13 protein-coding genes are annotated in these 15,471 nt (G+C 68.5%); 2 read left to right on the forward strand and 11 right to left on the reverse strand.

The window, feature by feature from the left end; all coding sequences use genetic code 11:
- Position 1 precedes the first annotated feature (1 nt).
- Entirely contained in the window at positions 2-1,642 is a 1,641-nt protein-coding gene (locus tag ACQPZQ_RS08150; RefSeq protein WP_433293656.1) for an APC family permease, read from the reverse strand.
- 213 nt (positions 1,643-1,855) lie between these two features.
- Positions 1,856-3,247: an aspartate aminotransferase family protein gene (locus ACQPZQ_RS08155; protein WP_433293658.1), complete on the reverse strand. Its 1,392-nt coding sequence runs from the start codon at positions 3,245-3,247 to the stop codon at positions 1,856-1,858.
- Between the two features lie 219 nt (positions 3,248-3,466).
- Between ACQPZQ_RS08155 and ACQPZQ_RS08160 the strand changes: the two genes are divergently transcribed.
- Positions 3,467-5,053, forward strand: a complete 1,587-nt coding sequence (locus ACQPZQ_RS08160; protein ID WP_433293660.1) for a PucR family transcriptional regulator — start codon at positions 3,467-3,469, stop codon at positions 5,051-5,053.
- Positions 5,054-5,130: 77 nt separating this feature from the next.
- Here ACQPZQ_RS08160 and ACQPZQ_RS08165 read toward each other — a convergent pair whose 3' ends face one another.
- From ACQPZQ_RS08165 to ACQPZQ_RS08175, 3 genes are all read right to left on the reverse strand, one after another.
- The gene (locus ACQPZQ_RS08165; protein ID WP_433293662.1) at positions 5,131-6,486 is read right to left on the reverse strand and encodes an FAD-dependent oxidoreductase; all 1,356 of its coding nucleotides are present in this window, start codon (positions 6,484-6,486) and stop codon (positions 5,131-5,133) included.
- 171 nt (positions 6,487-6,657) lie between these two features.
- The gene (locus tag ACQPZQ_RS08170) at positions 6,658-7,557 is read right to left on the reverse strand and encodes a serine hydrolase (RefSeq protein WP_433293664.1); all 900 of its coding nucleotides are present in this window, start codon (positions 7,555-7,557) and stop codon (positions 6,658-6,660) included.
- A 2-nt stretch (positions 7,558-7,559) separates the two neighbouring features.
- Positions 7,560-8,426 carry a LysR family transcriptional regulator gene (locus ACQPZQ_RS08175; RefSeq protein WP_433293666.1) on the reverse strand — a complete coding sequence of 289 codons (867 nt, stop codon included), beginning with the start codon at positions 8,424-8,426 and terminating at the stop codon, positions 7,560-7,562.
- 85 nt (positions 8,427-8,511) lie between these two features.
- Between ACQPZQ_RS08175 and bla the strand changes: the two genes are divergently transcribed.
- On the forward strand, positions 8,512-9,423 hold the full coding sequence (gene bla / locus ACQPZQ_RS08180) for a class A beta-lactamase (protein WP_433293668.1): 912 nt from the start codon (positions 8,512-8,514) through the stop codon (positions 9,421-9,423).
- Between the two features lie 91 nt (positions 9,424-9,514).
- Here bla and ACQPZQ_RS08185 read toward each other — a convergent pair whose 3' ends face one another.
- The 6 genes from ACQPZQ_RS08185 to sdhB all read right to left on the reverse strand — a co-directional run bounded on the left by ACQPZQ_RS08185 (position 9,515) and on the right by sdhB (position 15,467).
- A complete protein-coding gene (locus tag ACQPZQ_RS08185; protein WP_433293670.1) occupies positions 9,515-10,843 on the reverse strand; it encodes an APC family permease in 1,329 nt (442 codons plus the stop codon).
- 191 nt (positions 10,844-11,034) lie between these two features.
- Positions 11,035-12,513 carry a glutamate--cysteine ligase gene (locus tag ACQPZQ_RS08190; protein WP_433293672.1) on the reverse strand — a complete coding sequence of 493 codons (1,479 nt, stop codon included), beginning with the start codon at positions 12,511-12,513 and terminating at the stop codon, positions 11,035-11,037.
- A gap of 248 nt (positions 12,514-12,761) precedes the next feature.
- Entirely contained in the window at positions 12,762-13,919 is a 1,158-nt protein-coding gene (locus ACQPZQ_RS08195; RefSeq protein WP_433293674.1) for an acyltransferase family protein, read from the reverse strand.
- 23 nt (positions 13,920-13,942) lie between these two features.
- Entirely contained in the window at positions 13,943-14,302 is a 360-nt protein-coding gene (gene frdD / locus ACQPZQ_RS08200) for a fumarate reductase subunit FrdD (RefSeq protein WP_433293676.1), read from the reverse strand.
- Positions 14,303-14,310: 8 nt separating this feature from the next.
- Complete coding sequence (locus ACQPZQ_RS08205) at positions 14,311-14,727, reverse strand: hypothetical protein (protein WP_433293678.1); 417 nt, start codon at positions 14,725-14,727, stop codon at positions 14,311-14,313.
- Entirely contained in the window at positions 14,724-15,467 is a 744-nt protein-coding gene (gene sdhB, locus ACQPZQ_RS08210) for a succinate dehydrogenase iron-sulfur subunit (RefSeq protein WP_433293680.1), read from the reverse strand. The genes ACQPZQ_RS08205 and sdhB overlap by 4 nt, the downstream gene beginning before the upstream one ends.
- Between the last annotated feature and the right edge of the window lie 4 nt (positions 15,468-15,471).

A 15,471-nucleotide genomic window follows, 5' to 3' on the forward strand; every position in this document is an offset into this window, starting at 1 on the left:
CCTACCGGGTTGCCGACTCCGCGGCGGCTTCGGTTGCCTCGATGAGGAGCTGTTCGGCCACCCGCTGGGGCGGCAGGGCGAGCCGTTCGCCGAGATGGAACACGGCGAGGGCGAAGACGGCGACCACGCCCAGGTCGACCCACGGCGGGATGACGCCGGTGCCGCCGTACTGGCCCAGGTAGGAGATCAGGCCGAGGCCGATGAACCAGGGCAGGATCCACAGCATCGAGCGCGCGTCCAGCGGCTGCCGGCGGTCGGTGTGGGGGCCGAAGGCGTGGTACAGCCCGAAGATCACCAGTCCGGCGGCCACGAGGATCAGCAACTTCTCCACTGTGGGCCAGGCCGTCCAATAGATGATCTCGCTGGCGGCGACGAACGCCAGTGGCGCGATCACGGCGGCGCCTTTGAGCCGGTAGGGCCGCTCGCGGTCGGGGTCGCTGCGGCGCAGTGCCATCAGGGTGACCGGGGCGAACCCGTACATCAGCACCACAGCGGAGGTGACCAGGCCGACGAAGCCCTGCCAGCTGGGGAAGGGCAGGAAACAGATGATGCCCACCACGAACGAGATCAGCAGCGACACCCACGGCACACCACGTTTGCTGATCCGGGCCACCGAGCGGGGCACCTGCCGGGAGTAGCCCATCGCGTAGGAGAGCCGGGCCGAGGTACCGACGTAGACGAGTCCGGCGCCGGACGGCGAGAGGAACGCATCGGTGTAGAGGATCACCGTCAGCCAGCCCAGACCAAGCGTGGTCGCGATCGTGGCATACGGGCCGAAGTCGCCCTTGCCCACCGGTGCCGCCCAGCCGCCGAGCAGGTTCGCCGGGTTCAACGAACCGATGAATGCGATCTCCAGCCCGAGGTAGATCACCGTGCCGATCAACACCGCGCCGATCACCGCCCGCGGCAGGTCCCGCTGCGGATTGCGCGACTCGCCGCCCAACTGAACGGCCTGCTCGAAGCCCGTCAACGCGAAGATCACCCCCAACGGCAGCGCCGCGAACACTCCGTGCGCGCCGAACGGGGCGAACCCGCCTGCGGTGAAGTTGCCCGGGTGGAACGACACCACCAGAAGCACGATCACCGTCGCCACCGGCACCGCGATCTTCCACAGCATCACGATCCGGTTGGACTCGGCCAACCACCGCACACCCAGGACGTTCACCACCGTGAACACCGCCATCAACACCACCGCGATCACCAGGCCTTGTCCGGTCAACGCTCCCGAGGTGTTCACCAACCCGGGCCGGAGATGGCCGAGGTACGACAGCGCCGCCTCCACCTCGATCGGCGCCGTCGTCGCCGTCGCCAACCAGCCCACCCACCCGGCGGTGAATCCGGCCATCGCCCCGAACGCGATCCGCGGATAGCGCGCCGTGCCCCCCGTGAACGGATATGTCGCCGCCAGCTCGGCATGCACCAAGGCGAGCAGCACCATGACCGCGCCCGCCAACACCCACGACAACACCGACGCCCCGCCTGCCGCGCTCGACGCGGTCAACTCCCCCAACAACCACCCCGATCCGATAATCGAGCCCAACGAAACAAGCATCAACGCGAGCAGGCCAACCTCGCGTCGCAACACGGACGCAGGCGTGCTCACGCGTCCGGCAGAGATGTCGGTCACGGCGAAACCCTTCATTTGTGTGACGATGGCCGAGCCCAATTCGTCACGGCTGGTCGTGTCTTGATCGGAATCACCAGGATCGGGTTCTCAACGAATTGCGGACCACGGCGGACATCCGATACCCGCGACGATGCAGCCCATGACGACGACTGTGTGCTCCGCAACGGCCGGCGGGTGGGCGCCGTGGCGATCCCGCGGGCGTCAGCGGTCGAACGTCGGATCTGCTCGTCAGACGATCTCGGCGGCGTCGATGAACGTCTGCCGGAGTATCTGTTCGATCTCGTCGAACTCGGGCTGACCGCAGATCAGCGGCGGCGCGACCTGGACGACCACGTCTCCGCGGTCGTCCGCGCGGCAATACAGGCCGTTGTCCAGCAGGGCTGACGGGAGGAAACCGCGCACCAGACGTTCCCGTTCATCGGCGTCGAACGTCTTGCGCGTCGCCTTGTCCTTGACGAGCTCGACCGCCCAGAAGTACCCGTCGCCCCGGACGTCGCCCACGATCGGGAGGTCGAGCAGCTTCCTCATGGTGTCGCCGAAGGCCTGCTCGTAGTTCAGAACCCGCTCGTTGAGCCGCTCGCGCTGCATCAGATCCAGGTTCGCGAGGGCGACTGCCGCCGACACGGGGTGGCCACCGAAGGTGTAGCCGTGCGGGAAGCTCACCGACGGCCTCAAGAACGGCTCCATGACCCGCTCACTCGCGATCATCGCCCCGATCGGGCTGTAGCCGGATGTCATCCCCTTCGCGCAGGTGATGATGTCGGGCAGGTACCCGAACTTCTCGCAGGCGAACGTCGTGCCGTGCCGTCCGAAGCTGCAGACGACCTCGTCGGACACCAGCAGCACGTCGTGCCGGTCGCAGATCTCGCGGACCCGGGCGAAGTAGCCGGGCGGCGGGGTGAAACAGCCACCGGAGTTCTGCACCGGCTCGACGAACACCGCGGCGACGGTCTCCGGGCCCTCGAACAGGATCGCTTCTTCGATGCGGTCCGCGGCCCAGCGCCCGAAAGCATCCGGGTCGCCGTCGAACTGCGGGTTGCGGTAGGCGTTGGTGTTGGGCGCCCGGAACGCGCCCGGTGTCAGCGGCTCGAAGTCCTTCTTCATCGCCGGGATCCCGGTGATCGCCAGCGCGCCCTGCGGCGTGCCGTGGTAGGCCGTGGCCCGGCTGATGACCTTGTGCTTCGCCGGCTTGCCGATCAGCTTGAAATACTGCTTGGCGGCCTTCCACGCCGATTCGACCGCCTCACCGCCACCTGTGGTGAAGAAGACCCGGTTCAGGTCGACCGGAGCCAGCGTCGCCAGACGCTCGGCCAGCTCTGCGGCCGGTGGCGTCGTGAAGCCCCACACCGGGAAGTAGGCGAGGGTCTCGGCCTGGCGGCTCGCCACCTGGGCGAGTTCGCGACGGCCGTGGCCGGCCTGGACGACGAACAGACCGGAGAGGCCGTCGAGGATGCGCCGGCCGTTCTCGTCGTAGATGTGGACGCCGTCGCCTCGTGTGATCACCGGAATCGGCCGTGCGGGGTGGTTGCCCATGTGCGCGAAGTGCATCCATAGATGGCGTGCCGCGATCTCCGAGGTCGCTGTCGCGGTGCCGGCGACCGACGTCTCCATCGTGGTCATTGAATACCTCCGCGCGATGGGCGATAGCGTCGATTTGTTCGGCTCGGCAACTCGCAATTCGTGATCTCTCGCGGTGGTGCGACCAGCACGTCAGGCCTCCTCGTCGGGAGTTGTTCGGTCCACTCATCCTGCGATCGACAGTGCGGTGCCACGACCGGCAGAGTGTTCGCAACCGCGGTTCTCGACGAACAGATTGCCTGCCGGAGCTACCGTGGCCCGGTGCGGCTCACATTGAGGGACGTCCTCGAGTTGCCGGCTGTCGCGCGAGGGCTCCCGAAGGTCCGGTCCGGTTCCGACGCGCTCGACGCCGAGGTGCGGTGGGTGCATGTCAGCGAGCTCGCGAACGTTGCCGGGACGCTCAGCGGCGGGGAGCTGATCCTCTCGATCGGCATCGTTCTGGCCGAGCCGGGCACCGACCTCGCCGGCTATGTCGACTCGCTGCGCGACAGCGGTGCCGCCGGTTTGGCGGTCGAGCTCGGGCGGCACGTCGAACGTCTCCCCGACGCCCTCGTCCAGGCCGCTCGCGCACACCGGTTCCCCGTGATCGAGCTGCAAGCCCCGGTGCGGTTCGTCGAGATCACGGAGACGGTGCACGCCCAGGTCGTGAACGCACAGTACGAGCGGCTCAGCTTCTCTCATCGTGCCCACCGAGCCCTCGGCCCGCTCGGGGTCGAAGGGGCGTCGGCCGAGGAGATCCTCGGACGTTGTGTGGACCTGATCTCGCGACCGGTCGTTCTGGAGGATCTCGCGCACCGGGTCATCGCCTTCGACGGGGACTTTCCGGCCGAGGACATCCTGCGCGACTGGTCGTCGCGCTCCCGTCAGGTTCCCGTGGGCCCGGAGACGACCTACGGCGGCCCCGAACAGTGGGTCAGTACGCCGGTCGGCCCGCGCCGGCGGCGCTGGGGCCGACTGGTCGTGCCGACACGGATCGGCCGGGCCCACCTCGACGACGTGCGGTTCGTGCTCGAACGGGCAGCCGAGGCGGTGACCATCACACACCTGGTCGCGAACGCGGCCGAGGGAACGGAGAGCGCCGCCGCTGCCAGGCTGATCCAGGACGTGCTGAGTGGGCACGCCGCCGACCCGGTCGCCATCCGAGCGCGCGCTCGGGCGCTGGGGTTCGCCACGAGCGGCCCGATCGCCGTGGTGATGGCGCGTGGCTCCGGGGCGGACAACGACCTCGACGGCGATCTCGTCGACGGAGTGGCGAAAGCGGCGAAGGCGGTCCAGCGATCCGCCCTGGTCGGCAGGGTTCGGCCGCAGATGGTCGCCGTGTTGTTCGACTGCTCGTCACCGGAAGCCGCACAGCGCCTTCCGGAACGGCTGGTGGAGAAGCTCGGCGATGGCCTGGTGGCGGCACTTGCGGCCGGACAGACCGCACAGAGCTGGCGTGACCTCCCGGTGTCGCTGACCGAAGCCGAGCACGTCGCCACGGTTGCTCCCGCCGTGCCGGGCGAGCAGCGGCCCGTTGTCGTCCGCGCACGCGATCTCGGAATCCGCAGCCTGCTCTGGCAGATCCGGGACGACTCGCGGCTGCACTCGTTCATCGAGAGCCGCCTCGGCCCGGTCCTGGCACTCCGAAGCGACAAGCGGGAGGAGACCCTCCACCTCCTGGAGGCATATCTGCAGGAGAACGGAGCGATGGTCCCTTTTGCGCGACGAGTTCACCTGGGCCGCACAGCCGCGTACGCCCGCGTCCGCTCGCTCGAGCGGCTGCTGCGGTCGAACCTGTCCGACTCCGAAGAGCGGACCAGCGTGCACGTCGCCCTGATCGCGTACCGCCAGGACGACAGCCGGAAGTGACCGCCGTCGCCACGGCAAGACCGGCGACAACCTACGAACGACGCACCGGCGATCCATGACGACCTGCTGCTGGCGTACTAGACGTCGGACGCCGGAACCGTCCTCGATGCGCTGCGCACCCTCGCTTCCAGATCGGGAGCCATCAGGCGAGCGGGCTCGTCGACCATGTTCATCACTCGGATCAGCTCGGTGGCGAGCGTGGCGTCGAGTGTTGCAGCCTCCCGGTACCGGTCGAGGTATTCGCCCATCGCCAGCAGGCCTTCGCTTCGCTCACCTTCGACGAACGGGAACCGCAGATCGCCGCTCATGATCAGGTTCCAGGGAGTGTCGAGCAACTCGGAGACCGCCGTGAAGAAGCGTCGACAGAGATCATCGTGATCCTCCCGCAGCAGGCGCTGCAGCAGGCGGGCCTCCAGCGCGGCCACCGTCATGCCCTGGCCGTATATGGGGTTGAAGCTGCAGAGGGCGTCCGCGATGACGAGATAGCCCTCCGGGAACCGATCCAGCAGTTCGTAGCGCCTTCGGACACTTGCGGGGTAGCGCATGAGGACCGGCTCGGTCAGCGGGGTAGCCGTGCGAATGATCTCGGCGACGTCCGGAGCAACGAGGCTGTCGGCGTACTCGGCCATTGCTGCGTCCCGAGTGGGCAACTCCTCACCTCCGCAGCTGCTCAGGGTGACCATGAACCGCCCACCCTCCTGTGCGTTGACGAACCCGCTTCGGTTCTGCCCGGGATAGGGAGCAATCGCCGTACCGATACGCCCGCCGAGGTGGTGGGCCTCACGCCGGTAGAAACGCGACAGGTAGGCAAGCTCGATCCGAACCGACTCCTCCGGCGCCGGCTGATAGCCCAGCTCGTCCAGCCACGCCGACGTGTGAGCACCCCGGCCGGCGGCGTCCACGACGAGGTCGGCATCAAGTACCGAAGAACTCCTTCCATCGGATCGAGTCCGGATCCGCACTCCGCTGATCCGGCCCATGTCGGACGAACTCGTCAGGCCTGTCACATCGCAGCCGTCCATGATCGTCACCTCGGCCAGGTCGACAACCTGGGAGCGGACGACGGCCTCCAAGGCGGGTCGACTCACCGCCAGCCCGATCAATCCCGACGGTTCGGGACGAAGCAGGCGTCCGTCGAGATACCAATGGAGATCCGACTGGAGGTCCATTTCCAATGCGCCGGCCGCGAGCAAGCGCTCGTTCGTGCCGGGAAAAAGGTCCTCCAGTACCGCCCGGCCCCTGGCGAGCAATGCATGTAACTGTCGACTCTGCGGTACGCCGCGCCGCGCGGCCGGCTCCTCGGGCAACTTGTCCCGGTCGAGGACCGTCACGCGGTCGAAACTCTCGCTGAGCACCCCAGCTGCACACAGGCCGCCGATCGACGCACCGATGACCACGGCATGCCGGCGGTCGGACGAAACCAAACCCATCATGATTCCTTCCGAAGTGTGAATCGCCCCATTTCATGAGATTGCGGACGCTGCTCCGGCAATCTGGATGAGGATAGCAATATTTGACGTGGGTGCTCCACCTTGCCGCAACGGAGCTCGAATCCGGTGTCGTGAAGTGGCGAATATTCTCTTCCATTCGCCCGGGATCGCTCATCACATCCGGAGTTGGTCGCGGAGGGTTCTGGCGACGTGTGCCATCAACGTCTCTGCGCCGGGTTGCAGGACGGCCGGTACCCGGGACTCGGTGAGGGCGGCGATGGCAAACGTCTGGCCGTCGGCGTGTTCGACGACCCCGACCTCGTGCCGGAGGTTCAGCAGAGTCCCGGTCTTCGACGACCATCGGGACGCGTCGGAGCTGAAGTCGGGGGCCAGCCGTTGTCGCACCATGTTGTAGCCCATCAGTTCGCGGACCCGCGCGGCGACCGGGGTTTGGATGGTCGTCGGTCGCCACAGTCCGGCGAGCAGGTCCACGAAGGACCGGGCGGACCCTGCGTTCGCGAGGCTGATGTCGAGCTGGGGCACCGGGTGGCCGCGGCCCGCCGTCGCGCCGGCGATGGCCAGTGAGTGGGCGAGGTGCCCTTCCGCCGGGGTGAATCGTTCGGCCGGGGTATCGGTGAGGTCTCGCATGAGGTGGCGGACCACGATGCCGTCGTGGCCGAGCCGCCGCAGCTCCGCGGTGACCGCGGCAGGTGGGGTGAGCGCGAACAGGGCGTCGGCCGCGGTGCTGTCGCTGATCGCCATCGCGAGGTAGATCAGGTCGTCCAAGGCGATGGTGGCCGGGTGGCGGAACCTGGCCAGCCCGGTTGGTCCCGGCACCGTCATCCGGCCCGGCCGAACCTCGATGGGCATGGCCGCGTCGAGCTCGTCCCGGGCGACGCGCTCGAGCGTCGCGACCGCGAGCGGCACCTTGACCAGCGACGCGACCGGATACACCACCTCGGCGTCGAGTCCGATCTCGTCTCCTGTGTCGAGGTCGCGGACGAGGAACGATCCGCGCAGCCCGCCGTCGTCGAGCGCTTCCCGGGTCTCCCGCAGGACCTTGGTCATGCCCATCGCTACGCGCCGAGACAGCGCCCGAGCACGGGCAGCGCACGGATCTGCTGGACCTCGTCACGCAGCCCGGCCGCGACGTCGTAGCCGCGGGCCAGCGGCATCTCGCCGACCGGCCGCCAGTGCAGGCCGAGGTCGTCCGCCTGGCTCCGGGAACAGAGCAGGACGTCGGTGGAGCCGAGCACCTCGGCCGCAGCGGTGACGAGTGAATCCGTGACGACCACCTGCGCGGGTTGCAGTCCGACGGAGTCCCGCAGCCGGATGACGCGGTCACGGACGTGGGGCACGTCGTCCTCCGGTTGGAGCCAGACCCGCCGCCGGCGCGTGCCCCGTTCGGCGCGGCCGGCCCGCAGCGTCTCGATGTAGATCGCCGTGGCGTCCCTGGGGTCGGTATGACCTGCGAGCCCCAACGGCACCCGCCAGACGCCCTCGTCGGCCGGCACCGCGACGAGCGCCGCCCGTACCTCGAGGGTGCGGACGAGCTCCGCCCGCTCGACGGGCTCGGCCGGGTACAGGTCGAGGTTCAGGTCGTGCCGTCGCGCCTCGGCCACGAGCCCGGCCAGCAGGCGTGGCACGCAGATCGCGGGCACGGCCAGCCGAAAGGGCCGCAACCTGGCGCGTTCCGCGTCGTGCTCCATCGCTTCCGCCAGTTCGACCAGGCGGCGCGCAGGCCGCAGCATCTCCCGGCCGAACGGCGTCAGCGCGACGGTCCGTGAGGACCTGGTGAACAGCCGGCCCCCGAAGTGCTTCTCGAGCGCGGCAACGCGCCGGCTGGCGACGGACTGCGGGATCCGTGCCGCGGAGGCCCCGACCGTGAAGCTGCTGTAGCCGCTGACGGCGACGAACGCCCTGCACGCCCCGACAAGATCCACGGTTGGCGAGTTTATGCCGGATCAGCATTGGTTCTCGTCTTTCTGTCTTGGACGGCATCCACGGTCGGATACGAAGCTCCCTGCCATGACGCGATCACAGGTTTCCCGCCGTGCCTTCCTCGGCGCCGTGGCACTGCTACCGCTGGCCGGATGTGCGCAGGGAACGCCGGTGGCAACCCCGCCGGCAGCCGACCCGTCGCGCGCGTCCGCTCCTGCCCCGACCGATGGTCAGCTGCTCGAGCTGGAACGAAAGTTCGACGCACGTCTCGGGGTGTATGCCCTTGCCACGGGCACCGGCGCCACCATCGCCCACCGAGCCGACGAGCGGTTCGCGTTCTGCTCGACGTTCAAGGCACTGGCGGCGGCAGCCGTCCTGCACCGCAACCCGATGTCGCATCTGGACACCCGCGTCACCTACACCGAAACCGACCTCATGGCGAGCTCGGCCATCACCAGGCGGTCCCTGGCCACAGGAATGACGATCCGGGAGCTGTGTGACGCCGCGGTCCGCTTCAGCGACGGCACCGCGGGCAATCTGCTGCTCCGCGATCTCGGCGGTCCGGCCGAGCTGACGGCATACCTGCGGAGCCTCGGCGACACGGTGACCCGGATGGACCGGATCGAGCCGACGATCACGGAAGCCACCCCGGGAGATCCCCGTGACACCACGTCCCCCCGCGCGATCGGCACCGACTTCCACCAGATCGTGCTGGGTGACGCCCTGCCGACCGACAAGCTCGCCTTCCTCCGCGACCTGCTGGAACGCAACGTCACCGGTGCGAATCGCATCCGGGCCGGCCTGCCGCAGGGGTGGGCCGTGGCCGACAAGACCGGGACCGGTGACTACGGCACGGCCAACGATATCGCGGTCGTGTGGCCCCCGAACGCCGCGCCACTCGTCATATCGATCATGTCCAGCAAGGCCGGCAAGGACGCCGAGTACGACGAGGCGCTCCTCGCCGCAGCAGCCGCCAACGTCGTGGACAGGCTTGCCTGACGCAGCAACACCATGACCGCGAGGCCGATGCGTGGACGCGCCTGCGCGGCGGTCGCGCCACCGTGGACAGCGGCCGTCGAACTCACGATGTTCATCGGGCCGTATCCGGTGCCCTGGCTCGGACGCGCTTCCAGACGAAGTCGAGGACCACGGCGAGCACCACGAGCACGGTCATCGCTGTGAATGTCTGTGGCGCGTTGCGGGCGGTGTCGATGGCGAACAGAACGAGCACGAAGCAGGTGGCGAGCATCGTGATGACGATCAGCCGGGCGTTCGAACCCGTCTCGGCGCGCAGCCGCAGAGCGGCGAGACCGACCACGAGGAAGACGACGAGCGCCACCGCGCTGCCGATCGAGGCGATCGCGCCGAGATCGAACACGTTCGCGAAGATCAGGACGAGTACGACCGTGATCGGTATGCCACGCGTGCCCCCAAAGTGACCGGGCTGCCCGAAGACCGGCGGGAACTGCTTGAGCTCGGACAACGTGAGTGTGAGGTTCCCAGCTGCGAAGATCATGGAGTTCACCGATGACGCGGTCGCGAGCAGCGCGGCGATCGCCATGATCACGAAACCGGCGGTGCCGAGCACGGGGCGCGCCGCCTCGGCCAGTGCGGTGTCCCCGTGCATGATCACTTCATCGACCGTCAGCGTGCCGAACACGCCGAGGCTGACGAGCACGTACAAGGCGGTCGTGATTCCCAGGGCGAGGTACATGGCTCGGGGCAGCGTCCGGGCGGGATTGGGCAGGCTGCCCGCCGTGAAGGTGACGACCGAGAACCCGAGGTATGCGAAGAACGTCAGCGCGATGCTCGCGACGATCTTCTCCCACGAGGGGTACCCGGATGGCGCGAGCAATGTGGGGTCGAGCTGTGACAGCGTGACCGCAACGAAGCCGACGAAGACGGCCAGCAGGACCCAGACGATGATCGACTGCGCTCGCGCCACTATTTTCGCGCCATAGAGGTTGATCACCGCCATCACGACGACGATGGCAGAGGCGAGGATCTTGTCCCAATAACCCGGTGCGGCGTCGCCGAAGAACAACGAGCTGCCGTAGGCGCCGAAGGCTACTGCCACCATGGCCGTCACAATCAGCAGCACGAAATAGAGCAACCAGGAGGTGATGCCGACCAGCCGGCCGTTGCCGAATGCCTCGACCAAATAGGCGACGAAGCCGCCGCGCGACGGATAACGGACGCCGAGCTTGACGACCATGTAGCCCAGCAGGGTCGCGATCAGCCCCGCGAGCAGGAACGACAACCAGACCGCCGAGCCCGCGACAACGCCTGCCTGGCCGAGGAGAGCGAATATGCCGGCGCCGACCATTGCGCCCACGCCGAGAAAGGCCGCACCGAGAACGGTCATCTGCTTCGTGGACGACGACGCGGGATGCGGCTCCGACGTGTCGTCGGTCGTCATCGACGCAGTCTAGCAGGCTTTTCGCGATCAATTCGGGAACGGGGATGATCGGTGTCGTGGCCCAGGACGTAGTTCGCGGTGTCAGCGTGAATACGGGATAGGGCCGCCTTCGCATCAGGCCAGGCGTCATGTTTACCTTCCGCCAGCAGGACACGCGCTCGGCGCCGGAGCGCCGATGCCGACGTCGTAGGTCAGCCCACCGGCCAGGTGTGCACCGGCTCGTTACTGTGCATGTGCTCGGTGTAGCCGAGCGTCATCCGGCGTAGCGCGTCCGGCCGGCTCAGGTTCTGCTCGGCTTCCAGCCTGCGCACGGTCTCCACCTGCCACTCCGCCCCGTTGCGGTAGGTCAGGCAGCGCTGCTCCACGACCCCGAGGAGGCGGTCGGACACCGCCGAGTCGACGCCCAAGCGGGACAGCCCGTCGGCGGCCATCGGCAGCAGCTGGCGCAGCACCAGCTCGCTGGCGGGCACGTCGCCGAGTCCCGGCCAGAACATGCGCGCCTCGATGCCCCGCTTGGCCCCGGCGTGGAAGTTCTCCTTGGCCACCGTGAACGACATCCGCGACCACACCGGCCGCTCGTCCTCGGCCAGCACCTTGACCAGCCCGTAGTAGAGGGCGGCGTTGGCCAGCATGTCGACAACAGTCGGGCCGGCCGGCAGCACCCGGTTCTCCACCCGCAGGTGCGGCAGGTCGCCGACCACGTCGTAGACCGGTCGGTTCCACCGGTAGACGGTGCCGTTGTGCAGGCGCAGCTCGGCCAGCGACGGCACGGCGCCGGACTCGAGCATCTGCAGCGGGTCTTCCTCGCTGCAGATCGGCAGCAGCGCCGGGAAGTAGTGCACGTTCTCCTCGAGCAGGTCGGACACAGAGGTGATCCAGCGCTCGCCGAACCACACCCTTGGCCGCACGCCCTGCTCCTTGAGCTCTTCCGAGCGCGTGTCGGTGGCCTGGTCGAACAGCGCGATCCGGGTCTCCCGCCAGAGCTGCCTGCCGAACAGGAACGGCGAGTTCGCGCCCATCGCCATCTGCACGCCGGCGATGGCTTGGGCCGCGTTCCAGTACGCCGGGAAGGTCTCCGGGCTGACCTGCAGGTGGCACTGCACGCTGGTGCAGGCCGCTTCCGGGGCGATCGAGTCCGAGCCTGTGTGCAACCGCTCGTCACCGTCGATGGTCAGACAGATGTCCTCGCCGCGGGCGGCGAAGATCTGCTCGTTGAGCAGCTTGTAGCGCGGGTTGGCGGTGAGCGCGTCGATGGAGAGGTGCTCGTTCATCAAGGTGGGCAGGATGCCGATCATCATGAGCTTGGCGCCGACCCCGCGGGCGCTTGCCTCGGCGTGGTTGAGGTTGCCGCGCAGCGTCTCCTCGAGCTTGACCAGCGAGGTGCCGGACAGAGTCTGCGGCGGCACGTTGAACTCGATGTTGAACTGGCCCAGCTCGGTCTGGATGTCAGGGTTGGCGATTGCGCCGAGTACCTCGGCATTGCGCATCGTCGGATCGCCGGCGTCGTCGACGAGATTGAGCTCGATCTCCAGCCCGGTCATCGGTCGGTCGGAGTCGAACTGCGACTCGCGCAGCATGCGCTCGAATACATCGACGCAGTGCCGCACCTTCTGCCGGTATCGGGTGCGGTCCGCCCGGGTGAACTGCGTGGCCGCGATCTTTTCGCCCATGACGACCTCCTTGCCGTCACCACCGCGTGCCTGCTCAGCCTTGCACTTCCCGCGCCGCCGAGCGAGCCCACTGCCCATTGCTGCACCGAGCCGCGGCGCGACGTCGCCCACACGGCTTGTCCTGCCCTGAGCACGCCGTGTTCGCGTGACGCAGATTTCCCGGTCTGAGCTCCTCATCGGGAGTCGGGTGGACTGACAGATTCATCGCTCCCGACGGTGGGTAATTCGGGCTCGCGCTGTTCTCGGGGTCAGGGCTCTCTCGTTCCATCGGCGGGACGGCGTTCGGCGCGGGCGAACAGCGCGACCAGCCCGGCGAGTACGAGGACGGGCCCCAGCAGCCACAACGGGCGCTGGGCCCACCACTCTGCGGTGGGCGCGGAGTGGATCGGCAGCCCGGCGGCCTGGACAGCGCCGAGTGTCAGGAGCAGCGCCGTCGGGTGCCAGAGGAACACGGTCACCGCCACGGCGTTGACCGCGACCACGCCCTTCCACACCAGCCGCCGACGCGTCCAGCGAGCCAGTATCGGGTGCAGCAGCAGCACCACGCCGAGCTGGAACACCGCCAGCGCTGCGATGCCCGCGGTGGTCGGGTACATGTGGCTGCGCTCGTCGCCCACGATGGCGACCATCGAGCGCGGGTACACGTCGATGGTGGCCACGACGACGAGACCACCGAGGCCGGCCGCGGCGAGCGCACAGCGCCGGTGCACCGGCGCGAGCATTCCGTCGCGCCACAAGTAGCCGAGTTGGTGCACGAACACCCACACCAGCGCGGTGTTGACGGCACCGAGAGCTGCAAGCCCGGCTCCGAATCGCGCCGCGTCGACCGCGACCACGGCGGCGCCGAGAAGGGCCACGGCAGGAAAGGCCGCCCGCCGGTGCGCCGCAGCGGTCAGCGGCACCAGCAGCACCACCCACAGATAGGCGGCCAGGAACCACAGGGGAGTGATCACGATCTGGGCGTAGGCGCCGATGCCCGGGTAGCTCGGCACCGCGCTCTGCAGAATCGCCTCCGCCACCGTCCAGACCGCGACGAACACCGCTGCCGGGCGTAGCAGCCGGATCAGTCGCCGGCGCAGGAACACCCACGGGCGGCGCTCGGCGCGATCCCATGCCGCGAGGTCGGCGAAGCCGCCGACCAGGAAGAACAGCGGCATGACCTGCAGCAGCCAGGTAGCGAGCCAGGCGAGCGGCACGGTGTCGATCGGGTTCGACATGACGTACCGGCCGTCCTGCTCGTGGGTGATCGCCAGCGCCCAGTGCCAGACGACGACCACGGCGATGCTGAACGCCCGCAGCAGGTCGACCGTGCGATCGCGCGCAGCGGGAGTCGCGGCGACGAGGCGGTCGAGGGCCCGGCTCACCGCGACCGGTGTCGGTATGGCGGGCCGAGTGGTCGCACCCACCCTCCGATCGGAGCTCGGATCGATCATCCGAACAACACGTCCGCAGCCCAGCCGGAGCCGATGATCACCGCGCCGTAGCACAGCAGGGTGATCAGCCCGCGCAACCGTTTGAGCTGCAGGCCTTCGGCGAGGATGTACCGGAACCGGTGGGCGCAGTGCAGCAGTGCGAGCACGCACAGCAGGAGCAGCACGAGCCGGCTGAGCGGGTGGTCCAGCACGGCCGAGAGGTGGGCGTGGCCGGGCGGGGCCAGCAGCCCCAGCGGGAAGACGACCCCGAAGAGCAGCAGCAGTACGGGGGCGAACAGCGCCGACACCACCCCTCCGGCGCTGAACAGGAGCCACGCCAGCGCGTCCGAGGTCGAACGCTTCGACTGCGTCGTCATCCGGGTCCTCACCACCCGTCCAGCACGATCCACGCCAGAACGGCCGACAGCACCGCCCACGCGGCGAAGTGGCCCGCGGCGATCACCCGCGCCGGGAGACGCCGTCCCCGCAACCGCACCGCCATCGCCTTCGGCGCAAGTGTGAACCAGGTGACCGCGTGCAGGACCACGAAGGCCAGCGCGACGACGTTGAGGGCCACCATCCACGGGCGGCCGCTCCACTCGAGGAAACGCTCGTAGGAGCTCGTGCCACTGTGGACTGCGGCGACCAGCAGCACGAGGTACACCACGAACCAGGCCACGAACACGCTGGACAGCTCACGCAGCACGAACAGCACGTACGACCGGCGGTGCACCCACCACAACCGGTCGGTTCGCGGCCGGTAGGGGCCGGCTCGCGCGGTGTTCGTCGTCTGCTCGCTCATCGCCGAGCCCACGGCATCAGCAGGGACCGCAACGTCCTCGTCGCGGCGGTCAGCTTGTAGCGCTGGATGGCACCCGCCGGGTCCACGCCCTTGGGGCACGCGGTCGTGCACTCGCCGACGTAGGTGCAGGCCCAGATGCCCTCCGCGCCGGCCAACACGTCCAGCCGCTGGTGGGCGCCCTCGTCGCGCGAGTCGAGGTTGTAGCGCTGGGCGAGCGCGATCGCCGCCGGGCCGAGGAAGTCCGGTTCGATCCCGTACACCGGGCACGCGGCGTAGCAGAGCATGCAGTTGATGCACATGCTGAACTGCTTGTACTCGTCGAGCTGCGCGGGCGTCTGCAGGAACTCGACACCGTCCACCTCGGGCTCGTCGTCCCGAACCAGCCACGGTTTCACCGTGGGCAGCTTGCGCATGAAGTCGCCGATGTCGATGACGAGGTCGCGGACGACGGGGAAGTTGGCCAGCGGTTCGACACGCACCGGGCCCGGCGCGTGATCGACGAGGAACGTGCCGCACGTCAGTGCCGGGTCGCCGTCCACCGTCATGCCGCAGCTGCCGCAGATTCCCATCCGGCACGACCAGCGGAACGAGAGGGTGCCGTCGATCCGGTCCTTGATGTGGTTCAACGCGTCGAGGACCGCCCATTCCTCGCGCAGCGGGACCTCGTAGTCCTGCAGGCGCGGCGCGGCGTCCACGTCGGGCCGGTAGCGGGCGACCTGCAGGGTGATCGTGTCGGCCACGCCA

Origin of the sequence: Pseudonocardia sp. CA-142604 (assembly GCF_050948475.1) — a bacterium.
Lineage (GTDB): Bacteria > Actinomycetota > Actinomycetes > Mycobacteriales > Pseudonocardiaceae > Pseudonocardia > Pseudonocardia alaniniphila.